Source organism: Nocardia sp. NBC_00416 (genome assembly GCF_036032445.1).
Lineage (GTDB): Bacteria > Actinomycetota > Actinomycetes > Mycobacteriales > Mycobacteriaceae > Nocardia.
Window position 1 is genome coordinate 4910427 of record NZ_CP107932.1, and the last position, 20429, is coordinate 4930855.

Here is a 20429-nt window from a genome sequence, read left to right on the forward strand (position 1 = left end):
CCGAATACGCTCATGGCAGCGGTGTGAGCGATATCGCGCCCACACCGGCGGAGCGATGCAGCGCACAGGCGCCCAGAGTTGGAGGGGTGGACATGACGCGGTTGGCGGAGGATCGGGTGGTTTCCGAACCCGACCCGGCCCACCCGGAACCTGCGCCCGCCACCGCGCGGGCACCGATAGTGCGTCCCCGGATCGCGCAGGCCTGGAAGTGGTTGAATCCGGCACGGTTACGAATGTTCGCCCAATCCTCCCCGGGGCGACTGATCGGAATCGGACTGCTGATGATCGTGCTCGCCCTCGGATCGGGCGGGATCACGGCGGCGACGGTGCACGACCGGCAACGCGACCTGGACATCCTGCTCGCCGATACCGAACCCGACGCCGATGCGGCGCACCGGCTCTACACCTCGCTCTCGGTCGCCGACGCGGCCGCGGCGACCGCGTTCATCTCCGGCGGTCTGGAACCCGAGCAGGTCCGCGACCGGTACAGCCAAGCGCTGGGAGAAGCGGGCGCCGACCTGGTGCGGCTGTCCGGCGACGACGCCGACGATATCCGGCAGCGCATGGGTATCGGCTCCGGGCTGCCGGTGTATTCGGGGCTGGTGGAGACCGCGCGAGCGAACAATCGCGAGGGGCACCCGGTCGGCGCGGCATATCTGAGCGAGGCGTCGTCCCAGATGCAGACGGTGTTGCTGCCCAGCGCCGATCAGCTGTACGTGCGACGCGCGGCGGCGGTCGACACCGCGCAGGACCGTCACGTCCGGCCGCCCTGGCTGGCGATCGCGCTACTGCTGGTGGCGGTGGCCACGCTCGTGTGGGGGCAACGAATGCTGGCCCGGCACTGGCACCGGACGTTCAGCCCGGGGCTGCTGCTCGCCTCGTCCGCGATATTGACCCTGCTGTTGTGGACCGTGATCGCCGGATCGGTCTCCGCGTTCGCCATGTCCAGCGGCCGCGCCGACGGGACGGTACCGGCCGCCCGGCTCACCGAGAGCCGTATCCTGGCGCAGCAGGCGCGATCCGCGGAGACACTGAAACTCGTCCGCCGCGACACCACCGGTGACTACGACCATGCCTTCGACGCCAACATCACCCGGCTCAACGAGTTGCTCGGCGGGCATACCGACCGGGCGACCACGGACGCGCGCGGCGCGCTGCTGCACTGGCTGGCCGCCCACCAGCGGATGAACGAGGCGCTCGATCGCGGCGAGTTCGTCCGGGCGGCCAATATCGCCACCGCACCGGGCGCGGAGAACGCCACCGTCCATGTCGAAGCCCTGGACAAGGCGCTGGGCGCGGGGATCACCGAGACCCGGGACACTCTGCGGAGCAATATTTTCCACAGCGCCCGGGTACTCGACTATCTGGCGCCCGGGGCGTTGATACTCGGTATCGCCGCCGCGGCGTACATCGCGTTCGGCATCTGGCCCAGACTGCGGGAGTATCGATGAGGTTTGCGCGACACCCGGTCCGATCGGCGGACCCCCGGCGATCGTGGCCGCTGCGGGTCGCGGTGGGCTGCGCCACACTGCTGCTCGCCGGATGCGCCGCCGGTCCCGGCCCGCACAGCGAGACCCCGCACGGCGATTACTCCCAGCCGCCGCTGCCCGCACAGGCGACCGCCATGGAGGCCGACGGCCCGCTGCCGCTGCCCGCGGCCGACCCGAACTGCGCCGACCCCACCGCCGGCCTGCGACCGCTGGGCCCGGGAGCGACCGGCCCGGTCCTGGACAAGATCCGCGCGCGCGGGCGGCTGGTCGTCGGGCTGGACACCGGCAGCAACCTGTTCAGCTTCCGGGACCCGGAGAGCGGGGTGATCGTCGGTTTCGACGCCGATATCGCTCGCGAGGTCGCCCGGGATCTCTTCGGCGACCCCGACCGGATCGAATACCGCAGCCTCGGTTCGGAGGAGCGGGAGGTGGCGCTGGTCGAGCACCGGGTCGACATGGTGGTCAAGACCATGACCATCACCTGCGCCCGCCTCGAGCGAGTCGCGTTCTCCACGGTGTATCTGAAGGCGCATCAGCGGGTGCTGGCGATGCAGAACTCCGGGATCCAGAGTCTGAAAGACCTCGCGAACAAACGGGTGTGCACGATCCGCGGGACCACTTCGCTCGAACACATCAGCCAGATCCAGCCGGACGCGTCCATTCTCACGGTCCCGACCTGGGCCGACTGTCTGGTGGTTCTGCAGCAGCGGCAGGTGGACGCGGTGAGCACCGACGACGCGATCCTGGCCGGGCTGGCCGAACAGGACCCCTACACCGCACTGGTGGGTCCGAGTATCAGCGAAGAACCGTACGGCATCGGCATCCCCAAAGGTGACGAGGATCTGGTGCGGTTCGTCAACGGCACGCTCGACCGCATCCGTGCGGACGGCACCTGGAATCGTCTCTACAACCAATGGCTGGCGGCCCTCGGCCCCTCCCCAGGACCACCGCCGCCGACCTATCGGGACTGATCGCCGTGGCGACGGACGAGTCCGGTAACCGATCCGGCTCCGGTGACATCGCGGAGTCGCCGCAGACCCGTGCCGTCGACGCCGCCCGGATACGGAAGGGGAACCCGCCCGAGACCCTCAGTGCGGCTACCCAGCTCGGCGCCGGTCGCGAGCGAGACAGCGAACCGGACACATCCGGTACCACCGCGGTCCCGGAGACATCCGCCGACGCGGAGAACACGGCGACCGCCGCCGTCGCCGGAACCGCCGCGTATCAGGGCACCGCGACAGCGGCCGGAACCGCGGAAACCGGTCCCGGCTCGGTCGGCGGGTCGGGGCGCGGCAGCGGATCCCAGTCGCGCACCGGGCGAAGTACCCGCACCGTCCGTTCCCGGCCCACCGTGCGCACCCTCGTCGCGGGGCTGATCGAGATACCGCCCGTCGAACCCGCCGACCCGGTGGCCGCGGTGCTGGTGGACCCGATGGTGTCGGAAGGGAAACGGTTCTGCTGGCGGTGCGGCAAACCGGTCGGGCGGGCGGACGCGAGCGGCCCGGCCACCACGCGCGGGGTCTGCCCGAATTGCGATGCCGCCTACGATTTCCGTCCGACACTGAGCCGCGGCGACATGGTGGCGGGACAGTACGAGATCCAGGGTTGCCTCGCGCACGGCGGGCTGGGCTGGATCTACCTGGCCGTCGACCGCAATGTCAGCGACCGCTGGGTCGTGCTCAAGGGACTGCTGCACGCCGACGATATCGAGGCGCAGGCGGTGGCCGTGGCGGAGCGGGAGTTCCTGGCCGAGGTCGCCCATCCCGGCATCGTGAAGATCCACAATTTCGTCGAGCACGAACCACCCGGGGATGAACCGATCGGGTTCATCGTGATGGAGTACGTGGGCGGCCGGTCCCTGCGGAGCATGCTCGACGACCACAAGCGCCCGGAGCGTATCCCGGTGGCGCAGGCCATCGCCTACATCCTGGAGGTCCTGCCCGCGCTGGACTATCTGCACGCCACGGGGCTCACCTACAACGACCTCAAACCCGACAACATCATGGTGACCGAGGACCAGGTGAAGTTGCTCGACCTCGGGGCGGTCGCGCCGATCGAGGCCTACGGAAACCTGTACGGCACCCGCGGGTTCCAAGCCCCCGAGATAGCCCGGACCGGACCCACCGTCGCATCCGACATCTACACCGTCGGTCGCACGCTGGCGGTGCTCACCTCGAATATGCCCACCGAGCACGGCGCCTACCGGGACGGGCTGCCCACACCGGACGACGACCCGGTCCTGGCCCGCTACGAGTCCTTCCACCGGCTGCTGTTGTGCGCCACCGATCCCGACCCGGATCGCCGGTTCCCGACCGCCGGGGTCATGGCCGGCCAGCTCGCCGGGGTGCTCCGCGAGATCCTGGCCCTGGATACCGGGTTGGAGCGGCCGCATCGATCCACCGTGTTCGGCAAGCAGCGCAGTGCGTTCGGCGCCGTGGAGCTGATCGGCCAGACCGATGCCTACGCCGACGGGATCGCCCGCGGCACCAAGCTGTCGGCCGCCGATATCGCGGCCGCGCTGCCGATCCCGCTGCTGCCCCGGACCGATCCGGCCGCCGCCCGGCTGACCGATACCCTGCAATCCGATCCGGAGCAGGCGCTGGCCGCACTGCACGAGGCGCGCGAGCAGCTCGTGAGCGATCCCGTCGCGGCGCCGGAGAATCTGGAACGCGAACTACGGCTGGCCGAGGCACGCATCCTGTTGGACCTGGATCGGGTCGACGCCGCCACCGACCTGCTCGACGCCATCCCGCGGCCGGGTCGCCGGGACTGGCGGATCGACTGGTACACCGGGATGGCCGGGCTGCGTGAAAACGACTACGAAAAAGCCTATTCCGCATTCGATGCGGTGCTGCGGGTACTGCCGGGCGAGCTCGCGCCGAAGCTGGCCCTGGCCGCCACCGCCGAACTCGTGCTCCAGCACTGGGAGCCCGATGAGACCAGGGCCTGGCGCGATTACGCCGAGAACTTCTACGCCACCGTGTGGCGCACCGACCACGGACTGGTGAGCGCGGCGTTCGGTTCGGCCCGGCTGCTCACCGCCACCGGCCGCCACCGGGAGGCCGTCGCCGCCCTCGACGAAGTGCCCGGATCGTCCCGGTATTTCACCACCGCCCGAATGACCGCGGTGCTGCTGCTGCTCACCAGCGCATCGGTCGCCGAACTGCGGGAGAACACCCTGCGGGAGGCGGGCACCCGGGTGGCGGCCCTGCCGTCGGACGAACGCCGGTCCGTCCAACTGCGGGTCATGGTTCTGGGCAGCGCCCTGGCCTGGCTGCAGGCCGGTAACACCCCGGCCGATCCCCGGCCCCCGCTGATGGGTGTCGCGTTCACCGAGCACGCCCTGCGCGACCGCACCGAAGCCGGGCTGCGCACCCTGGCCCGGCTGGCCCCCGGCCGCCGCCATCGCTACGCCCTGGTCGACCTGGCCAATTACATCCGCCCCACCACCTGGTTCTGAACCGCTCCCGGCAGCGGGTTTTCGCGCGGATCACCCCGTTCTCCGCCGGCCGAGGTGTGGGTAATGGACGGCTCCGATTTCCGGGCTTGCGCAGGCCGCGGCGGGTCCGGCCCCGCGATACCCATATTTACCCGACGACAGGCGGATGTCTCGGATCGGGCACTCGTCGTAGCCTTCCCGCGAAACCGGTAGTCCGCGCAGCGGAGCACGGCGCCGGCGCCGCCGACCACCGGTCGTCGACTTCCTCACCACCCCTGGCGACTTCGGTCCGATCGTCGGCCGGTCGCGACGGTAGCCTCACCGGGCGACCCCCGAGCACAACGAAAGCAGTTCGAATGAAGGACCTGGTCAAGTCCGCCCGAGTCGTCTCCTCCTCCGATATCGAGGAGATCGTGGCTCCGCACAATCAGTTTCTGGTTCCCTGCGTCACCAGCGATACCTGTGGAGCCGAAGCGATCTCCGCCGGTTTGGTGAACATGCCACCCGGCAAGGTGGCACGGGCGCACTATCACGCCCACTCCGAGACGATCGTGGTGTGCACCCGCGGGCATGCGGCGACTCTGATCGGCCCGGACCTGGTACCGCATCCGCACGGACCCGGTGAGTTCCTGTACATCCCGCCGGGTGTGGTGCACGTCGCCGTCAATCTCAGCGATACCGCTGATCTGGTGGCCCTCGATATCCGCACCGATCCGAAGTTCAGCGAGGACATGGTCCTGACACCGGAATTCGACGCGGCCGCGGCGGAGATCGCGGCCCGGTTACAGCGGGAGCGCGCGGCGGCGTGAGCGGCCGGATTCCACGCGGGGCCGGAAAGGACTCGGCATGACCACGATCCTGCGCCCTCGGCGCCGGCCTGTCGTGCGCAGCGGTCCGATAGACGAGGCCTTCGCGACACTGGCCGGGCGTCCCGACGTGATCTCGTTCGCGGTCGGCGCCCCGGACCCCGCCCTGCTGCCGGTCGACACCGTCGCGTCACTCGCCGCCGACGCATTGGCCGAATACGGCAGCACCGCCCTGCAATACGGTGTCACCCGGGGCTTTCCGCCGCTGCTCGAACAGGCGCGCGTCCTGTTGTCCGGCCGCGGTATCGAATGTCCGCCGGAGCGGCTGCACATCGCCACCGGCGGCTCCGGCGCGCTGCACAACCTCGGGATGGCGTTGCTGGAACCGGGTGCGGTGGTATTGGTGGAATCGCCGACCTACGGTCCGGCGGTCAAGGTGTTCCGCAGCCACGGCGCGGCGGTGGCCGAGGTCGAATCCGATGCCGAGGGCATGATCCCGGAGGCGCTGGACGCGGCGCTGGCGCAGCAGCCCGATATCGCCTTGGTGTACCTGCTGCCGACCTTCCAGAACCCGACCGGGCGGACGATGTCGGCGGCCCGGCGCGCACACATCGCCGACGTCGTCATCGGGCACGGCGCGCTCGTCGTCGAGGACGATGTGTACACCGATCTGCGCTATCGCGGCGAACCGGTGCCCGCGTTCTGGTCGTTCGCACCGGACAACACCGTCTACATCAGTTCGTTGTCGAAAACACTGGCCCCGGCCCTGCGCATCGGCATCGAGGTGCTGCCCGGCGAACTCGTCGAGCCCGTACTGGCCCTGAAACAGGGGATCGATATGCAGACGTCGGCGTTCGCGCAGGCCATCGCGGCCCGATTCCTGGCCGGTTCCGCGGCCCGGAATCATCTCGAGTTGCTGACGAAAACCTATGCGGAGAAATTGGATTCGATGACCGCCGCGCTGACCCGGCATTTTCCGCAGGAATACCGCTGGACCGAACCGGAGGGCGGCATGTTCCTGTGGGTCGAAGGCCCTCCCGGCCTGGACACCGATGCTCTCCTGGGGCCGGCACTGGATTCCGGAGTGGCCTTCCTGCCCGGGTCCGCGTTCTTCGCCGACGAGGCGCCCAGTTCGGCGCTGCGGCTCAGTTTCGCGGGAGTGCCGACCGACCGCATCGATCGCGGTATCGAACTGCTGGCCCGGGTGTGCGCGGCATGAACGAGCCGGATATCACCGGGGTGTGGGAGGTGATCATCGAGGACGCGCCGTTCCGATACCACGTCATGACCTTCCACGCCGACGGCACCATGCTGCAGTCGAATCCGGATCTCGGCAACCGGACCACCAGTGACAGCAACGGGATGGGCACCTGGCGTGCCGACGGCACGCACGTGTCCGGCGCCTTCGTGGAGTTCACCGTGGACCGCCGGTTCCGGGAGTCGATCGGCAAGGGAATCGTGCGATTCGCCCTCGATGTCGACGGCGATACGTTCGCCGGATCCGCGAGCGCGACCTTCTACGACCTGTCCGGCGCGCCGCGCGGCGGTCCGTCCACCAGCCGGATGACGGGTCGGCGCTTCGACGCGCTGTCGCTGCCACCGCAACCGTGAAACGGCGGGCCGACCACCGCGTCCCGCTGACCGCCCGACGAGAGAGGCCGGACCGGGCGACCCGGCCGGCCTCTGGCCGTCAGTCCTTCCAGACCGCGTCGATCGGCGTGGCCTCGCTCGGCGGCGGGGTGGGAACTCCGCTGGGGGTCCGGGAGAAGCGGGGCGCCGGGGCGTGCTGGGTGACGCCGTCCAGTTCGATGAGCGAACCGCGGGAGGCGATGTGTTCGTTCTCGCCCGCCTCGTCCAAGGTGAGCACCGGGCTCACACAGGCGTCGGTGCCGGTGAAGATCGCCGCCCACTCGTCCCTGGTCTTGCTGCGGAACTTCTCCGTGAAGAGCTTCTTCAGCGTGTCCTGGCCGGCCGGGTCCATCTGGAAGGGCAGGCCGTCGGGGTCGATTTCCAGGCCGGCCAGCAGCTGGGCGTAGAACTGGGGTTCGATGGCGCCGACCGCCATGTACTTGCCGTCGGAGGTCTCGTAGGTGTCGTAGAACGACATCCCGGTATCGAGCAGGTTGGTGCCGCGTTCCGAGGACCAGGCGCCCGTACCGCGGAAGGCCCAGATCATATTCGAGAGCGCGAGGGTGCCGTCGACCATCGCGGCATCGATGACCTGCCCCTTACCGGAGCTCTGGCGTTCCACCAGGGCAGCCAGGAGGCCGAACACCAGGAACATCGAGCCGCCGCCGAAATCGCCGACCATGTTCAGTGGCGGCACCGGCCGTTCGCCCTTGCGCCCGATGGCGTGCAGGACGCCGGTGAGGCTGATGTAGTTGATGTCGTGCCCGGCCCGGTCGGCGAGCGGCCCCTCCTGACCCCAGCCGGTCATCCGGCCGTAGACCACTCGCGGGTTGCGTTCGAGCAGAACGTCGGGCCCGAGTCCCATCCGTTCGGTGACGCCGGGACGGAACCCTTCGATGAAGACGTCGGCCTTGTCGACCAGGCCGAGCACCTTCTCGATATCCGCCGGGTCTTTCAGGTTCGCCTCCACGACCGTCCGGCCGCGCAGCTGCGGCCGGTCGGCCCCGCCGGGCAGCTGACCGGCCCGCTGGACCCGCACCACATCGGCGCCGAGGTCGGCCAGCAGCAACGCCGCATGCGGCCCGGGCCCGATCCCGGCCAGTTCGATCACGCGAATGCCCGCGAGCGGGCCCTGCTTGCTGGCGGTGGATGGTGTGCTCACGCCCTACCTCGGTTCGTCGTCGATCCAGTGTCTGCCCGCGCGGCCGCCCGCCGGGACATATTGACAGTATGACAACAGGCGGCCTCGCGTCACGGACTCGGTGCGCGCCGATCCCCTCGCCTGCCTTGTCGGTGGGTACGCGCACACTGTCGGTATGCCGGACAGTGCGGTCGCCGCCCTCGACGCGACAGAGTTCGACACTGCCCTCGGGCGGTGCGCCATCGCCTGGCGCGCGGACGCCGTGGCGCAGTTCTACCTGCCCGGCCACGACCCGGACACCACCCCGGCCCGGCTCATCGGTGCGGACGCCCGCTGGCTGCCCGCTCCGGCCGACGGCCCGCGCGCGGCGGCGATCGCCCGGATCCGCGCCCACCTCGACGGCGAGACCGACGATCTCCGCGCGATCGCGCTGGACCTTTCGGGGATCCCCGAATTCCACCGCGCCGTCTACGCCGTCACCCGCGCGATCGACCCCGGCCGCACCCTCACCTACGGCGAGGTCGCCGAACGGTCCGGCGCGGTGGGTGCGGCCCAGGCGGTGGGGCAGGCCCTGGGCCGCAACCCGATCCCGCTGATCGTCCCCTGTCACCGGGTGCTGGCCGCCGATCATGCCCTGCACGGTTTCTCGGCGCCGGGCGGAATCGAGACCAAACGTCGGCTCCTCGCGATCGAACGGACGCCGGGATTCGGCGAACCGACATTGTTCTGATCCGCCGGGTCGAGGAGGCGGTGCGGCGGGCCTCGCCGGGGCGGGTCGGCCGACTCCGCTCGAAACGTCCCGGCCCGCGCTCGCTCCGCCGGGTGCTCAGCGCCCGGCGAGAACCTCCAGGTAGTGGATATTGCTCATGATGCCGAGGACATTTCCGAAGGGATCCACCACCGCGGCGGTGACGAAGCCTTCGCCGCGCGTGGTGATCGGATCGTATTCGGTCGCGCCGAGTTCGAGCAGCCGATCGAGGGTCGCCCGCAGGTCGTCGACGTGCCAGTACAGAATCGCGCCACCGGGCCCGGGTTGGGCGCGCTCGGGCTGATACGCCCGGTCGACGAGACCGAATTCGTGCTGGTAGTCGCCGACGCGGAACTCGTAGTAGCCGGGCACGGCGAAGTACGGCGGCGCCCCGAGGAATTCGGTGTACCAATCTTTGGCGGCCGCCAGATCGTCGGCATAGAACGTCACGGTCGTCATTCCGCGCAACATCAGGTTCTCCTCGGTCGATGGTTTCGAGCTGTGAGAACCAGTTTCGCGGCAAAAGCGCTCAACCAATGATCACTTTTCCGGGAAGAATGAAACTATGCGAGCAGACCGATTGGTGGCCACCCTGCTGCTGATGCAGACCCGCGGCCGGGTCACCGCCGCCGAGATCGCGGCCGAGTTGGAAGTGTCGGTGGCGACGGCCCGCCGCGACCTGGAGGCACTGTCCACCGCGGGCGTCCCGGTGTATCCGCAGCCCGGCCGCGGCGGCGGATGGCAGTTGATCGGCGGCGCGCGCACCGATCTGAGCGGGCTCACGGCAGGCGAGGCGCGGGCACTGTTCCTGCTCACCGGCCCGTCCGCGGGCGCGGTTCCCGAAGCCCGGTCGGCATTGCGCAAACTGCTGCGCGCGCTGCCGGCGACCTTCCGCGGCGACGCCGAGGCCGCCGCCGACGCGGTGGTGATCGACCCGGCGGGCTGGGGCCACACCGAACGCGAACTGCCCGAGATGGTGCGGTTGTTGCAGCAGGCGGTGGTGGGACGGCGGAAAGTCACCATGCGCTACCAGGGGCGCGACGGCACGACGGACGAGCGAGCGGTCGATCCCTGGGGTCTGGTCGACAAGGACGCCATCTGGTACCTCGTCGCCGGCACCGAACGCGGCCGGCGCACCTTCCGCGTCGACCGCATCGTGCAGGCCGACCTCACCGATCAGGTTGCCGAGCATCCCGCCGATCTCGATCTACCCGCGCTGTGGGCCGAGGTCGTCGAAGAGATGGAACAGCGTCGTTCGACCACTTCCGCCACCGTCCTGATCGCCGCACGACTGCTGCCGATTCTGCGCGATCGGCTGGGCAGGCACTGCGAAGTAGACGGCCCCGCGACCGAGGGCCGGGTCCGGGTCCGGGTCACCGCGCACACCCCGCGGGCCCTCGCCCAGCAGCTGGCGGGCTGGGGTACCGATCTCGAGGTCGTCGAACCGACGTCGGTGCGCGGCGAGCTGGCCGCCTTGGGCGCGGACCTGGTCGAGCTGTACGGCGAGGATATTTCGACGACGCTGTAAAAGTACTCGGATAGTGAGCACTTATACCCGGAGGATCGAGATAGACCACCGCGGAATCCAGGAGGCATCCGGACATGACGGCACTCGACGAAACCCCCGCACTCACTTTCGGCTCGACCGACGACTGGGAGACCTGGCTCTCCGGGCATCACGACACCTCGACCGAGGTCTGGTTGAAGATCGCCAAGAAGAACTCGCCCACCCCGACGGTCACGATCGACGAGGCCCTGGACATCGCCCTGTGCTTCGGTTGGATCGACAGCCACCGCCGCGGCCTCGACGCCGACCACTACCTCCAGCGTTACTCCCCGCGCCGCCGCAGGAGCCCGTGGTCGCTGATCAATCGCGCGAAAGCGGAGGCGCTGGAACACGCCGGCCGGATGCGGGCACCGGGCCGTGCGGCGATCGCCGCCGCTGTGGCCGACGGGCGCTGGCCCGATCCACGGTCGGACGCCGGGTGACCGGGAGCGAACCCGGCCAGGGAGCCGCCCGCGACCCGGTCGCCACGCCCTCGGCGACCCGGGCGGCCGGTACGCCGTGCCGACCGGACACGACGCGACCCGAGCCGTCTCGGGTAACCCGCGCCGCGTGCCTCGGCCGGACACGCGCTGGTGCGATCAGCTTCCGGAGGTACGGGGGCAACCCGGTGCCGCGCACCCGGCGGGCGATCCGGATCGCACCGCACGCGCAGGCCGAGACAACCGTCAGGATCACCAGACCCAGCAGATAGGGACCGAAACCGTGCAGCGCCCGCGGCGCGGCCGCGGCGGCCTGCCCCGGTGCCCCGGACTCGGCCGCGACATTGCGAATATCGGGTGTGCCGGATCGCCACGGCGGGGACGGCTCAGGAAGCGGAACAGGAACTGCGGGCCCCGGGTCGGCGGGGTCGGCGGGGACAGACTGCTGCGGGGCCGGCGCGGGCCGCCGATTGGAGACGAGGTCCGTGGCGACGGCGGTGAACCATTTCAAGACGAGTCCGGCCGCCGGTTGTCCGTCCGGGGTGTAGCCGGCGTAGAAGTAATCGCCGTGTTTGCGCACGGTATCGGCGTAACGCAACCACACCACGGGATCGAGCAGTTCGGAGTTCTCGGCGCTCAACTGGCCGAGAGCGTTGAAAGTCTTTGTGACCAGGTTGAATACTGTGCGGCGCGGCAGCGGTCGCCGCGACCCGTCGATGATCGCGTCGACCGTTCGTTCCAGCCCGGTCAGCGGATCGGGAGCGGTCGCGATCGCGGCGACCTCCCGGGGTTCCAGCGCGATGCCGATGATCGCCAGCAGTGTATTGAGCGCGCTGGTACCGAGTTTGAGCAACGCCTCGCGTGCCTGCGGTTCACTGCCCGAGCGCGGATCGGCGGCCTCGGCCAGCCGGACCCCGAGCGGCTTCTCCGGGGTCAGCCTCAGCGTGCCGAGTGAGTATCCGCGCAGATCATGGGTTACCACCGCGGTCGCGGTGCGCGCGAGGGTGGCCGAGAATCCATCGACGATCGAGGACAGCGCCGCCACCGGATCCGTCGGGATCAGCTCGGCCTGGCCCAGGATATTGACCGCCATGTGCAGCAGCGGAGCATCGGTCGGGGCGTCGCAGGCGAGGTCGCCGGGGAGACAGAGCGAGGCGACTCGTCCGGTGAGTGCGCCGAAGTCCGGGGCGATATCGCGGAGGGGACCTATGCCGCCGCCGCCCGGCACGGGAATCCGCGGGAACTCCGGCACCGCGGCGAGTTCCGCGCCGGTCGTATCCGGGGCCGGATCCGGGCGGGCCTGCCCCGGCAGCCCGGGGAATATCCCGGCTCCGGGCGCCCGGGTGGGATCGGCCAGCAACGCGACCGCCGCGACACGGTCGGCGGGGACCGCACCGGCACCCAGACCGACCTCACGGGCGAACATCGAAACGATATGCGCGCCCTGCGAGTAGCCGATCAACCCGAGTTGGGTTCGCGGGCAACGATCGGTCACCGTGACGGCCATATCGCGCAGCCGATCCAGGCCCTCGCTCGCCGACGCCGAGTACGGTGCGGCGGCCGCCCCGGCCGCCGCACCACCGAAACCGGCCAGATAGGGCACATAGGCGCGCCCGACGGAGAGTCCGCCGAAAGTCTCCGTCAAAGGTCCCAGCACCATCGACAGCAGTCCGGCGTCCGCCGCGATCGGAGAGTTCGGTGAGGACTGCCCGGTCCCCTGCACACCGAGCACGAACAGGCCGGGGCAGCCCCCGGTCTCGGCCAATGCCGCCTCGACGCCGTCCTGGCCGGTCGCGATACCGGCCGGACCGACCGCGAGGACGGCGGTCCACGCCGTCACCGCACCGACGAACGCACAGGCCGCGCGCCTGACCACGCCGCGGGCGCACCTCATCCAGACCTCCGAAATCATCAGGACGGCGCGGACCCGAACGGGGCCGCGCCAGTGGACCTCACGGAAATTCGCTAGGGCACCACCAGGGCGATGACGAGGTCCAGCACCGTACCGACCAGCTGACCGACCACACTCAGAAGCAATTGATCTCCCAACCCCGAAACGGCGGATGCGCCGGCAGCGGCCGGCGCATCGTTCACGGAAACGAATGCGATATCGGAGTGCCCGCCCGGGTCGCCGACGCGCGGCGATCGGTTCGGGCGGGCACTCCGGGTTCGGATGCGCCCGAGCGGAGAGGCTCGTCAGGTGCAGTGTTCACGAGCACTTCCACCGGCGGACGACCGATTCAGAACAGCACGCCCCCGAGACCGCCGACCACACCGGCGAGGTTCGTGACGACGGTTCCGACGAGTTCCAGCAGACCTCCGAGCAGACCCATTTCCTACCCTCACTTCTCTGGTTTCGTTGTCGTCCGGGCTATCGTCCGGACCCTTGTTCGGTTGCGCTCCCACCCGAGCCCGTCCGTCGACCTAAAGACGACCACCCGACCGGATCAGCTGTTATTTCATTCAGCTATTACGCATACCACTGCATATTCGGCGCCGATCGACAAATGGATGGGCCCATCTCGCCGCGAAGTGAGGTGCGCTCCGAATCGGCTGCGCACAGGTCTGATTCGCCGCCCACATGGACCAGGAGGCGCGCGCCAGGAGACTGCGGCCGGGTCGGCGTTCGATCCGCCCGACCGAACCGCGCCGACGTCCGATCGAAAATCCGCTCCATTTCGCAGGTTTCGAACATCACACACTGCCCGACTCGCGAAAGAGACGGGCCCGCGCGGTGTTCAGTCGACCGCGAGCAGTGCGGCGGCCGCGACGGTCTCCACCCAGAAGTAGAACCAGACCGGATAGAACGGGACCGGGCCGTCCAGCAGTCGCGACAACACCCGGCCGACAGCCATCCCGGCCAATGCGACGGCGACCGCCAGGACGACACCGCGCCGCAGCTCATCGGATCCCATTGCCGACCAGCACAGTGCGGCAGCCAGAGCCAGTCCGAATCCACCGTAAACGGCGCGAACCTCGGAACGCCCCGCCGCGGTGGTGACGGGGATGGCGAAAGGTTCGGTCAGCCGCGCCGGCGCCACGAGGGCGAACAAACCCATGCCCGCGAAAAGCATTCCCGCCACGATCAGAACCACCGGACGCATGCCCACCTCCGTCGCCAGCTGTTGGTGGGCCCATCATCGCGCACAGGCACCGGCCCGGACTCCGGAAACGTGCTCCGTGGCGCACATCCCCGTCCACCCACGCGGCGCGGCGCCCACCCGGCGACCGACGCCGGAGATTCGAGAGTTAGGTTAGGCTAAGTTGAATTAGCTCCAAGGTGACCGCGCCCGCGGTGGTCCGGAAGAAAGTGGTGGAAGTCGTGCACGATGGTCAGCCGTCCGTGGTCGCCGTGTACGAGTTCGTCGCCACCGAATTCGAGCGGGTAGCCGAATTCCGGCTGACCGCGGCGGGCACAGTGGAACTGATCCTGGACGAACCGGACGGATGCCCGCTCGCCCAGGAGTGGTTCGACAGGGGGTTACGCCTACCCGGCCGGCCGGATCCGGTCATTCCGGCCGACGGCCCCGCGTTCCTGGAAGCGGTCCTGCGTCCGCGACGGATGAGCTACTGCCGCGTGGTCGACGAGAGCGCGAAGGGCGCCGAAGGGCCCGGACCCGGCACTTCCGCCCGGCAATCGAGCGGCGGTGGGCGCAGGCGCTGAGCCTCGTTCGGCGGCGTCCCGATGAGCACGCTCGGCCCGTGGACCCAGGCCGTCGACGATATCGCCCTCCGGCTGACCCGCGTGACCGGAGCAGCGGCTCGTCACCATCTCGGCCGACAACACGAGTTCAGCCACAGCCTGCGTTCGGCCGCGCATACTTTGCGGGACAGCGACACCGCACAGTTCGACACGCGCTCCTTCGCGTTCCCCGGGGCGCGGGGTGCGATACCTCCCAGCGGCCGGTTCGGCCGCTACGAACCGAGCCCACTCGAACTGCACGTACGCACCCGACGGCTGAGCATCGACGACCGACTGACCCGCGCGTTGCCTTCCAGCGCCAACGGCGTATACGTCACCCGCGATACCGACGGTTTCCTCTATATCTACAAACCGTTCCGCGACGAGATCTACGGCGACTACAACTGGCTCCCGCACGAGGACGGTCAACTGGCGATCAGAGAAGTGGCCGGCTACCGGGTCTTCGAACTCATCGACGCACCACGGGTACCGCCGACCGCGCTGGTCGACGGCCCCCACGGCCCCGGGATGGCGCAGCTCTACATCCCGCTCAAGCGCGGCAAGCGCGCGGACCGTTTTCCCGAGATCCAGCGGGCACACACCGCGCTCGGCCATTTCCTGATCGGCAACGCCGACGGCCGCGAGGGCAACCATCGACCGGCACACGACGGCGATCCCGCCCATCACCCCGACGACGATCTGATCGTCTACGACCTCGGCTACAGCTTCCCGGAGTCGGCGGACCCACTGCGCGGCGGGGACGGGATGGGTGAGGATTTCGCCTTCGTATCACCGTTCATCCGTGCGTGGGACGGCGAGAAGCTCCCGCAATCGGTACTCGATTCCGTCGACACCCTCACCCCCGGCCGGATGGGCAGCGCGCTGCAGGATCTGCGACTGAGCGACAGCGCCATCGACGGCGCCCTGGACCGCCTGGAATACGTTCGGCGCGAGCGGATGGTCCACGGGTAGCCGAGCAAATGACGATCGGACGGCGCTCATCTCGACCCGACAGCCCCTCCCGCGCCGTCGGCCCGACCACGCGAGTGCACCCGGCCGGGATCGCGATCGCCGACCGTGAGGGTGCGACCGTGGGCGGCCCCTTCCACCGCGTCCGCATAGGCGCCCGCGACCTCGGACACCGGCGTTCCGGCTCCCGCGTCCATACCCAGCGATACCAGCGTCTCCCGCACCCAGCCCGGACTGACCGCGTTCAGCCTGATACCGCGCGGCATCTCGACGGCGGCCGCGTGCACGAACGCCTCCAATCCCGCGTTGACCAGGTATCCGAGGGAACTGCCCGGCACGGGTGCGGCGAACCGGCCGCTGGTGAGCGTGATGGACCCACCGTCCGATACGTACCCGAGCGCCCGGCGTACCAGGTTCACCTGCCCGAGCAGTTTCGGCTCCAGCCCGTGCCAGAACTCGGTCTCCGACGGGGTGTCCAGTGGCGTCAGCTGCCCGCTCGCCGCGCAGCACACCACCGCGTCGACCTGTCCCACCTGGGCGAACAAGGCGTCGATCGACGCGATATCACTCATATCCACCCGCAGCGGTCCGCGGCGCGCGGCCGCGATCACTTCGTGGCGGCGGGCCAACGTCTCGTGCACCGCCGTACCGATCGTTCCTGTCGCACCGATGACGATGATCTTCACCGTGTCACTCCCTTGCCGCGAATCCGTTTGCCCGAGCAAGCTTGCGCCGATCTGTCCGGCCCACCCAGACCTCTGCGGTGGGTACATCCGGCAGGTACAGGATGCGCGGCCGCGGACCGGGAAGAATGGCCGTCATGCGGACACGGACCGAACTCGGTGAATTCCTGCGCGCGCGGCGGGCACGGCTGCGGCCCGAAGACGCCGGTCTGCCGACGTTCGGCGGCCGCCGCCGCGTACCGGGCTTGCGGCGCGAGGAACTCGCCCAGCTCGCCGGAGTCAGCGCCGGCTATTACACGCGCCTCGAACAGGGGCTGAGCCCCAATGCCTCGGACGCGGTACTGGATGCCGTCGCCCGTGTCCTGCGCCTGGACGATACCGAGCGCGCGCACCTGTACACCCTGGCCCGGCCGATGCCGCGAGCCCGTCGTCCGGCGGCGAAACCGGAACGCGCGCGGCCCGGGGTGCGGATCATGGTCGAATCGTTCGGCAGTGTCCCGGCGCTGGTCATGGGCCGCTTCCTGGATGTCCTCGCCTGGAATCCGATGGCGCACGCACTGCTCGCCGGCCACCTCGACCGCACCGCGCCGGACCGGCTCGCGGACCGCCCGAATATCGCCCGCATGCTGTTCCTCGACCCGCACAGCCGCGAGCTCTACGGCGACTGGACCCGCAAGGCCCGATCCACCGTGGCCGATCTGCGGCTGATCGCCGGCCGCTACCCCGACGCACCGGGCCTGATGGAACTGATCGGTGAACTCACCGTCGGCAGCTCGGAGTTCGCGAAGCTGTGGACCGCGCACAGCGTGGGCGATTGCGGAACGGCCACTCGCGCCTACCACCATCCGGTGGTAGGCGAATTGACGTTGATGGGTGAATTGCTGACGCTGCCCGACGAGGGTCAGCGAGTGGCGATCTTCAACGCCGAGCCCGGCTCCCCGTCCGATTCCGCCCTGCGTCTGCTCGCCGACCTGATCGCCACCGGAGCCGCATCCGGTGCGCAGCAACCCCTTCCGTTGCTGCGCACCGGAGAATCGGGCCGGTGAGCGACTCCGTTCGTCACCGCGCTGCCCTTACCTCGCGCGGAGAGCTTCGGCGACCTCGCGATCAGGGGGAAAGCGGTGTGCGCCGGGGCGTTATCCGCCGGTGCACGATCCGCCAGCCGGCCGGTGTGCGCCGCAGAACATCCTGGTAGGTCACACTGGCCGTGGTCCCGTCGGTATTCACGGCCAGCCCCTTCGAGAGCGCCTTCGCTTCCACGTCCGCGCCGTCGGTGATGATCGTGTTGGTGACGTGGTGCCCCAGCGGATTCCGATCGCCCAGCGCCACGGCCATATCCCGCAGGGTGCCGATACCGTGCACCACGCCGGAGCCGAATGCACTGAGGTCGTAGCCCACGTCCTCGGTGAACACCTCATCGAACCGATCGAACGCGCCGGTATCGCTGAGATGCCCGTGCAGCGCGATCACCTGCTGGATCTCCAGTTGGTCCGCAACAGATAAAGCCATGACAGCATTCCTAGCCCGACTCCGGCGTTTCCGCCACCTCCGCCGACCGCCACCGGGGCGGACAACGCGCCCCAGCGGAGTCACCCGTGCCGAACTCGGCAGGTTCAGAGGGTGAGGATGGTCTTGCCGATCGCGGTGCGGGCCTCGAAGGCACGGTGCGCCGCCGCAGCCTCGGACAACGGCAGGATCGCACCGATCACCGGGTCGAGTTCGCCTCGTACAGTGAGCTCTTCGGCACGACGTATCAGTTCGGGCCAGCGTTGCGGGCGGTAGCCGAGGCTGAAGGGTATGAGCGTGGCGCCCACCGGTAGCAGCTGCTGCGAACTGATCTCCACCGGATCACCGCTGGCGGAACCGAAGACGACCATCCGGGCATTCGGTGCGGTGAGCAGGCTGTAGGCCTCACGAGCGGTCTGCCCGCCGACGGTCTCGAGGACGACCGAAACCGGTCCGGCCTCCTCGGTCCAGCCCGATCGCGAGTAGTCCACAGTTGTGTCGGCGCCCAGGTCGGCGGCCACTCGCCGCTTGGCCTCCCCGCTCGCACCCGCCACGACTCGGGCCCCGGCACGTTTGGCCAGCTGGACCAGCAGTGTTCCGATACCGCCGCCCGCCGCTTCCACCAGAACGGTATCCCCGGGCCCGATTTCGGCAGTCTCGATCACGCCCACGGCTGTCGCCCCTTGGCCGAGCAGTGCCAGCGCCCGATGCTCGCCGAGACGTTCGTCCAGCGGGACCGCCGCCGCGGCGGGCACGACCACCAGTTCGGCGTAACCACCGGCGGCGACGGTGCCGACCACCCGCTCACCGATTCGGCGCTCGTCGACGCCGGGACCGACCGCGATCACCGTTCCGGCCACTTCGATGCCCGGAATGCGCGGCAGCGGCTGATCGAGCGGGTCCGGGGTCACCCCGGCCCGCACCTGCACCTCGAAGTAGTTGACGCCGGTGGCCGAAGCCTGGACGAGCAGCTCACCCTCCCCCGGAACCGGATCCTCGACTTCCTCGATGCGCAGGACATCCGGCGCTCCGTACTCGTGATATCGGACTGCACGCATAAGAACTCCACCTCTCGATACGGACTGATGGTCCGTTTACCTTCCGGTATCATACGGACCACTAGTCCGTTTCTGTCAACAGGAGGAGCGCAAGTGCGTGCCGACGCCGAACGCAATCGCGCCGCGATCCTGGCCGTAGCCGGTCGGCTGATCTGCGACGAGAAACGCGACAACGTCTCCATGGACGAGATCGCAGCGGCCACCGGAGTCGGCAAGGGCACCCTGTTCCGCAGATTCGCCGACCGCGAGGGACTCGTCCGCGCACTGGTCGAGGACCGGACCGAACGGGGCTGGCAGACCGCGCGCGAACTCGCGGCGAATACGACCGTGCCCGTGAACGATCGGATCCTGGCTTTCGTCGCGGTGGTCTTCGACCTCACCGCGATCGAATTGGCCCCGTTGATGCGCGCCCTGCCCGACGGTTGCCAGTCCGACAGCTGGGCGCCCTGGCGCGCGCTACTGGCCGACCTGATCGCCCAGGTCGCCCCCGACGCCGACACCGAATTCCTGGCCATGGCGATCTTCGCGAGCATGCGCCCGGAGATCACCGATATGGTCGCCGCCCCGCGCCACCGCGCCGGGGTACTGGACCTGACCGCACGCATTCTGGGACTGGGCGATTCCTGACGCAGATCCGGCCGGCCACCCGCTTGCCCACCCATCCGAACCACGGAAGTTCACCGGATCGGGAACGCACCGCGGCCGCGTCCGGGTGCGCGTCCACACGATCCGGCGGCAGCGCCCGATCCGGGCTACGTTGGACCGGTGAGCGTATGGGGAGAAATCGTTGTCGGCCTGGTGATCCTGGTCGGCCTGATCGGCATCGTGGTGCCGATCCTGCCCGGGGTGATCCTGATCTTCGCAGCGATCGCGGTGTGGGCGTTTCTCACCGGCGGAACCACCGCGTGGGCGGTGCTGGCGATCAGCACGGTACTGCTGATCGTTTCGGGCATCGTGAAATACACGTGGCCGGGCCAGAAGTTGAAAGAAGCGGGCGTACCGAACCGGACGCTGCTGCTGGGCACCGTCGTCGGCATCGCCGGGTTCTTCGTGATCCCGGTGGTCGGCCTGTTCGTGGGCTTCGTTGTAGGCGTATATCTTTCGGAACTGCAGCGCCTCCCCGACAACCGGCAGGCGTGGGTATCGAGCAAACACGCGATAAAAGGCGTCGGGCTCTCGATGCTCGTGGAACTGCTGGGCGCACTGCTGGCGAGCGGGGTATGGGTGATCGGCGCGATCGCCGCCTGACGCCCGGCATATCGGGATCCGCGCGCCGTTCGGACCGCCGAACC

Annotated in this window: 21 protein-coding genes and 1 pseudogene; 14 read left to right on the forward strand and 8 right to left on the reverse strand. The window is 69.2% G+C overall.

What is annotated here, in order from left to right:
• Positions 1-92 precede the first annotated feature (92 nt).
• From OG804_RS21095 to OG804_RS21120, 6 genes are all read left to right on the forward strand, one after another.
• Positions 93-1451, forward strand: coding sequence for a hypothetical protein (locus OG804_RS21095; RefSeq protein ID WP_328389100.1), 1359 nt, complete (start codon positions 93-95; stop codon positions 1449-1451).
• The gene (locus tag OG804_RS21100) at positions 1448-2461 is read left to right on the forward strand and encodes a transporter substrate-binding domain-containing protein (RefSeq protein WP_328389102.1); all 1014 of its coding nucleotides are present in this window, start codon (positions 1448-1450) and stop codon (positions 2459-2461) included. Before OG804_RS21095 ends, OG804_RS21100 begins: the two co-directional genes overlap by 4 nt.
• The gene (locus tag OG804_RS21105; protein WP_442941590.1) at positions 2404-4950 is read left to right on the forward strand and encodes a tetratricopeptide repeat protein; all 2547 of its coding nucleotides are present in this window, start codon (positions 2404-2406) and stop codon (positions 4948-4950) included. Before OG804_RS21100 ends, OG804_RS21105 begins: the two co-directional genes overlap by 58 nt.
• 335 nt (positions 4951-5285) lie before the next feature.
• Entirely contained in the window at positions 5286-5738 is a 453-nt protein-coding gene (locus tag OG804_RS21110) for a cupin domain-containing protein (RefSeq protein ID WP_328389105.1), read from the forward strand.
• A gap of 37 nt (positions 5739-5775) precedes the next feature.
• On the forward strand, positions 5776-6954 hold the full coding sequence (locus OG804_RS21115) for an aminotransferase-like domain-containing protein (RefSeq protein WP_328389107.1): 1179 nt from the start codon (positions 5776-5778) through the stop codon (positions 6952-6954).
• Positions 6951-7346, forward strand: a complete 396-nt coding sequence (locus OG804_RS21120) for a hypothetical protein (protein WP_328389109.1) — start codon at positions 6951-6953, stop codon at positions 7344-7346. Before OG804_RS21115 ends, OG804_RS21120 begins: the two co-directional genes overlap by 4 nt.
• Positions 7347-7425: 79 nt before the next feature.
• Here OG804_RS21120 and OG804_RS21125 read toward each other — a convergent pair whose 3' ends face one another.
• Positions 7426-8526 carry a CaiB/BaiF CoA transferase family protein gene (locus OG804_RS21125; protein WP_328389111.1) on the reverse strand — a complete coding sequence of 367 codons (1101 nt, stop codon included), beginning with the start codon at positions 8524-8526 and terminating at the stop codon, positions 7426-7428.
• A gap of 154 nt (positions 8527-8680) precedes the next feature.
• Here OG804_RS21125 and OG804_RS21130 point away from each other — a divergent pair, with 154 nt between their 5' ends.
• Positions 8681-9235, forward strand: coding sequence for a methylated-DNA--[protein]-cysteine S-methyltransferase (locus tag OG804_RS21130; RefSeq protein ID WP_328389113.1), 555 nt, complete (start codon positions 8681-8683; stop codon positions 9233-9235).
• Between the two features lie 96 nt (positions 9236-9331).
• Here OG804_RS21130 and OG804_RS21135 read toward each other — a convergent pair whose 3' ends face one another.
• Positions 9332-9724 (reverse strand): VOC family protein, encoded by a 393-nt coding sequence (locus tag OG804_RS21135; RefSeq protein WP_328389115.1) that lies wholly within the window; start codon positions 9722-9724, stop codon positions 9332-9334.
• 94 nt (positions 9725-9818) lie between these two features.
• Here OG804_RS21135 and OG804_RS21140 point away from each other — a divergent pair, with 94 nt between their 5' ends.
• Positions 9819-10781, forward strand: a complete 963-nt coding sequence (locus tag OG804_RS21140) for a helix-turn-helix transcriptional regulator (protein ID WP_328389117.1) — start codon at positions 9819-9821, stop codon at positions 10779-10781.
• Positions 10782-10855: 74 nt separating this feature from the next.
• On the forward strand, positions 10856-11242 hold the full coding sequence (locus OG804_RS21145; protein ID WP_328389119.1) for a YdeI/OmpD-associated family protein: 387 nt from the start codon (positions 10856-10858) through the stop codon (positions 11240-11242).
• Between the two features lie 1111 nt (positions 11243-12353).
• Here OG804_RS21145 and OG804_RS21150 read toward each other — a convergent pair.
• The 3 genes and pseudogenes from OG804_RS21150 to OG804_RS21160 form a co-directional block, all read right to left on the reverse strand.
• A pseudogene (locus tag OG804_RS21150) lies at positions 12354-13151 on the reverse strand (cutinase family protein); the annotation flags it as partial.
• 53 nt (positions 13152-13204) lie between these two features.
• Positions 13205-13333: a hypothetical protein gene (locus OG804_RS21155; protein WP_328389121.1), complete on the reverse strand. Its 129-nt coding sequence runs from the start codon at positions 13331-13333 to the stop codon at positions 13205-13207.
• Positions 13334-13977: 644 nt separating this feature from the next.
• A complete protein-coding gene (locus OG804_RS21160; protein WP_328389123.1) occupies positions 13978-14343 on the reverse strand; it encodes a DUF4345 domain-containing protein in 366 nt (121 codons plus the stop codon).
• Between the two features lie 176 nt (positions 14344-14519).
• On the opposite strand from OG804_RS21160, the gene OG804_RS21165 reads away from it, so the two are divergent.
• Positions 14520-14903, forward strand: coding sequence for a hypothetical protein (locus OG804_RS21165; RefSeq protein ID WP_328389125.1), 384 nt, complete (start codon positions 14520-14522; stop codon positions 14901-14903).
• Positions 14904-14924: 21 nt separating this feature from the next.
• On the forward strand, positions 14925-15893 hold the full coding sequence (locus OG804_RS21170) for a hypothetical protein (RefSeq protein WP_328389127.1): 969 nt from the start codon (positions 14925-14927) through the stop codon (positions 15891-15893).
• 26 nt (positions 15894-15919) lie between these two features.
• Here OG804_RS21170 and OG804_RS21175 read toward each other — a convergent pair whose 3' ends face one another.
• Positions 15920-16576, reverse strand: coding sequence for a short chain dehydrogenase (locus OG804_RS21175; protein WP_328389129.1), 657 nt, complete (start codon positions 16574-16576; stop codon positions 15920-15922).
• Positions 16577-16710: 134 nt separating this feature from the next.
• Here OG804_RS21175 and OG804_RS21180 point away from each other — a divergent pair, with 134 nt between their 5' ends.
• Positions 16711-17619 (forward strand): helix-turn-helix transcriptional regulator, encoded by a 909-nt coding sequence (locus tag OG804_RS21180; protein WP_328389131.1) that lies wholly within the window; start codon positions 16711-16713, stop codon positions 17617-17619.
• Positions 17620-17680: 61 nt separating this feature from the next.
• Here the strand turns inward: OG804_RS21180 and OG804_RS21185 are convergent, their stop codons facing one another.
• Complete coding sequence (locus OG804_RS21185; protein WP_328389133.1) at positions 17681-18082, reverse strand: nuclear transport factor 2 family protein; 402 nt, start codon at positions 18080-18082, stop codon at positions 17681-17683.
• Between the two features lie 104 nt (positions 18083-18186).
• Entirely contained in the window at positions 18187-19137 is a 951-nt protein-coding gene (locus tag OG804_RS21190) for a quinone oxidoreductase family protein (RefSeq protein WP_328389135.1), read from the reverse strand.
• Between the two features lie 93 nt (positions 19138-19230).
• Here OG804_RS21190 and OG804_RS21195 point away from each other — a divergent pair, with 93 nt between their 5' ends.
• Positions 19231-19764 (forward strand): TetR/AcrR family transcriptional regulator, encoded by a 534-nt coding sequence (locus tag OG804_RS21195; RefSeq protein WP_328389137.1) that lies wholly within the window; start codon positions 19231-19233, stop codon positions 19762-19764.
• Positions 19765-19902: 138 nt separating this feature from the next.
• Complete coding sequence (locus OG804_RS21200) at positions 19903-20385, forward strand: DUF456 domain-containing protein (protein ID WP_328389138.1); 483 nt, start codon at positions 19903-19905, stop codon at positions 20383-20385.
• Positions 20386-20429: the final 44 nt, after the last annotated feature.

Excerpts from the sequence above, each read along its gene's own strand:
- OG804_RS21095 (WP_328389100.1), top strand. The coding sequence starts at position 93 with ATGACGCGGTTGGCGGAGGATCGGGTGGTTTCCGAACCCGACCCGGCC.
- OG804_RS21100 (WP_328389102.1), top strand. The coding sequence starts at position 1,448 with ATGAGGTTTGCGCGACACCCGGTCCGATCGGCGGACCCCCGGCGATCG.
- OG804_RS21105 (WP_442941590.1), top strand. The coding sequence starts at position 2,404 with ATGGCTGGCGGCCCTCGGCCCCTCCCCAGGACCACCGCCGCCGACCTA.
- OG804_RS21110 (WP_328389105.1), top strand. The coding sequence starts at position 5,286 with ATGAAGGACCTGGTCAAGTCCGCCCGAGTCGTCTCCTCCTCCGATATC.
- OG804_RS21115 (WP_328389107.1), top strand. The coding sequence starts at position 5,776 with ATGACCACGATCCTGCGCCCTCGGCGCCGGCCTGTCGTGCGCAGCGGT.
- OG804_RS21120 (WP_328389109.1), top strand. The coding sequence starts at position 6,951 with ATGAACGAGCCGGATATCACCGGGGTGTGGGAGGTGATCATCGAGGAC.
- OG804_RS21130 (WP_328389113.1), top strand. The coding sequence starts at position 8,681 with ATGCCGGACAGTGCGGTCGCCGCCCTCGACGCGACAGAGTTCGACACT.
- OG804_RS21135 (WP_328389115.1), bottom strand. The coding sequence starts at position 9,724 with ATGTTGCGCGGAATGACGACCGTGACGTTCTATGCCGACGATCTGGCG.
- OG804_RS21140 (WP_328389117.1), top strand. The coding sequence starts at position 9,819 with ATGCGAGCAGACCGATTGGTGGCCACCCTGCTGCTGATGCAGACCCGC.
- OG804_RS21145 (WP_328389119.1), top strand. The coding sequence starts at position 10,856 with ATGACGGCACTCGACGAAACCCCCGCACTCACTTTCGGCTCGACCGAC.
- OG804_RS21160 (WP_328389123.1), bottom strand. The coding sequence starts at position 14,343 with ATGCGTCCGGTGGTTCTGATCGTGGCGGGAATGCTTTTCGCGGGCATG.
- OG804_RS21170 (WP_328389127.1), top strand. The coding sequence starts at position 14,925 with ATGAGCACGCTCGGCCCGTGGACCCAGGCCGTCGACGATATCGCCCTC.
- OG804_RS21180 (WP_328389131.1), top strand. The coding sequence starts at position 16,711 with ATGCGGACACGGACCGAACTCGGTGAATTCCTGCGCGCGCGGCGGGCA.
- OG804_RS21185 (WP_328389133.1), bottom strand. The coding sequence starts at position 18,082 with ATGGCTTTATCTGTTGCGGACCAACTGGAGATCCAGCAGGTGATCGCG.
- OG804_RS21190 (WP_328389135.1), bottom strand. The coding sequence starts at position 19,137 with ATGCGTGCAGTCCGATATCACGAGTACGGAGCGCCGGATGTCCTGCGC.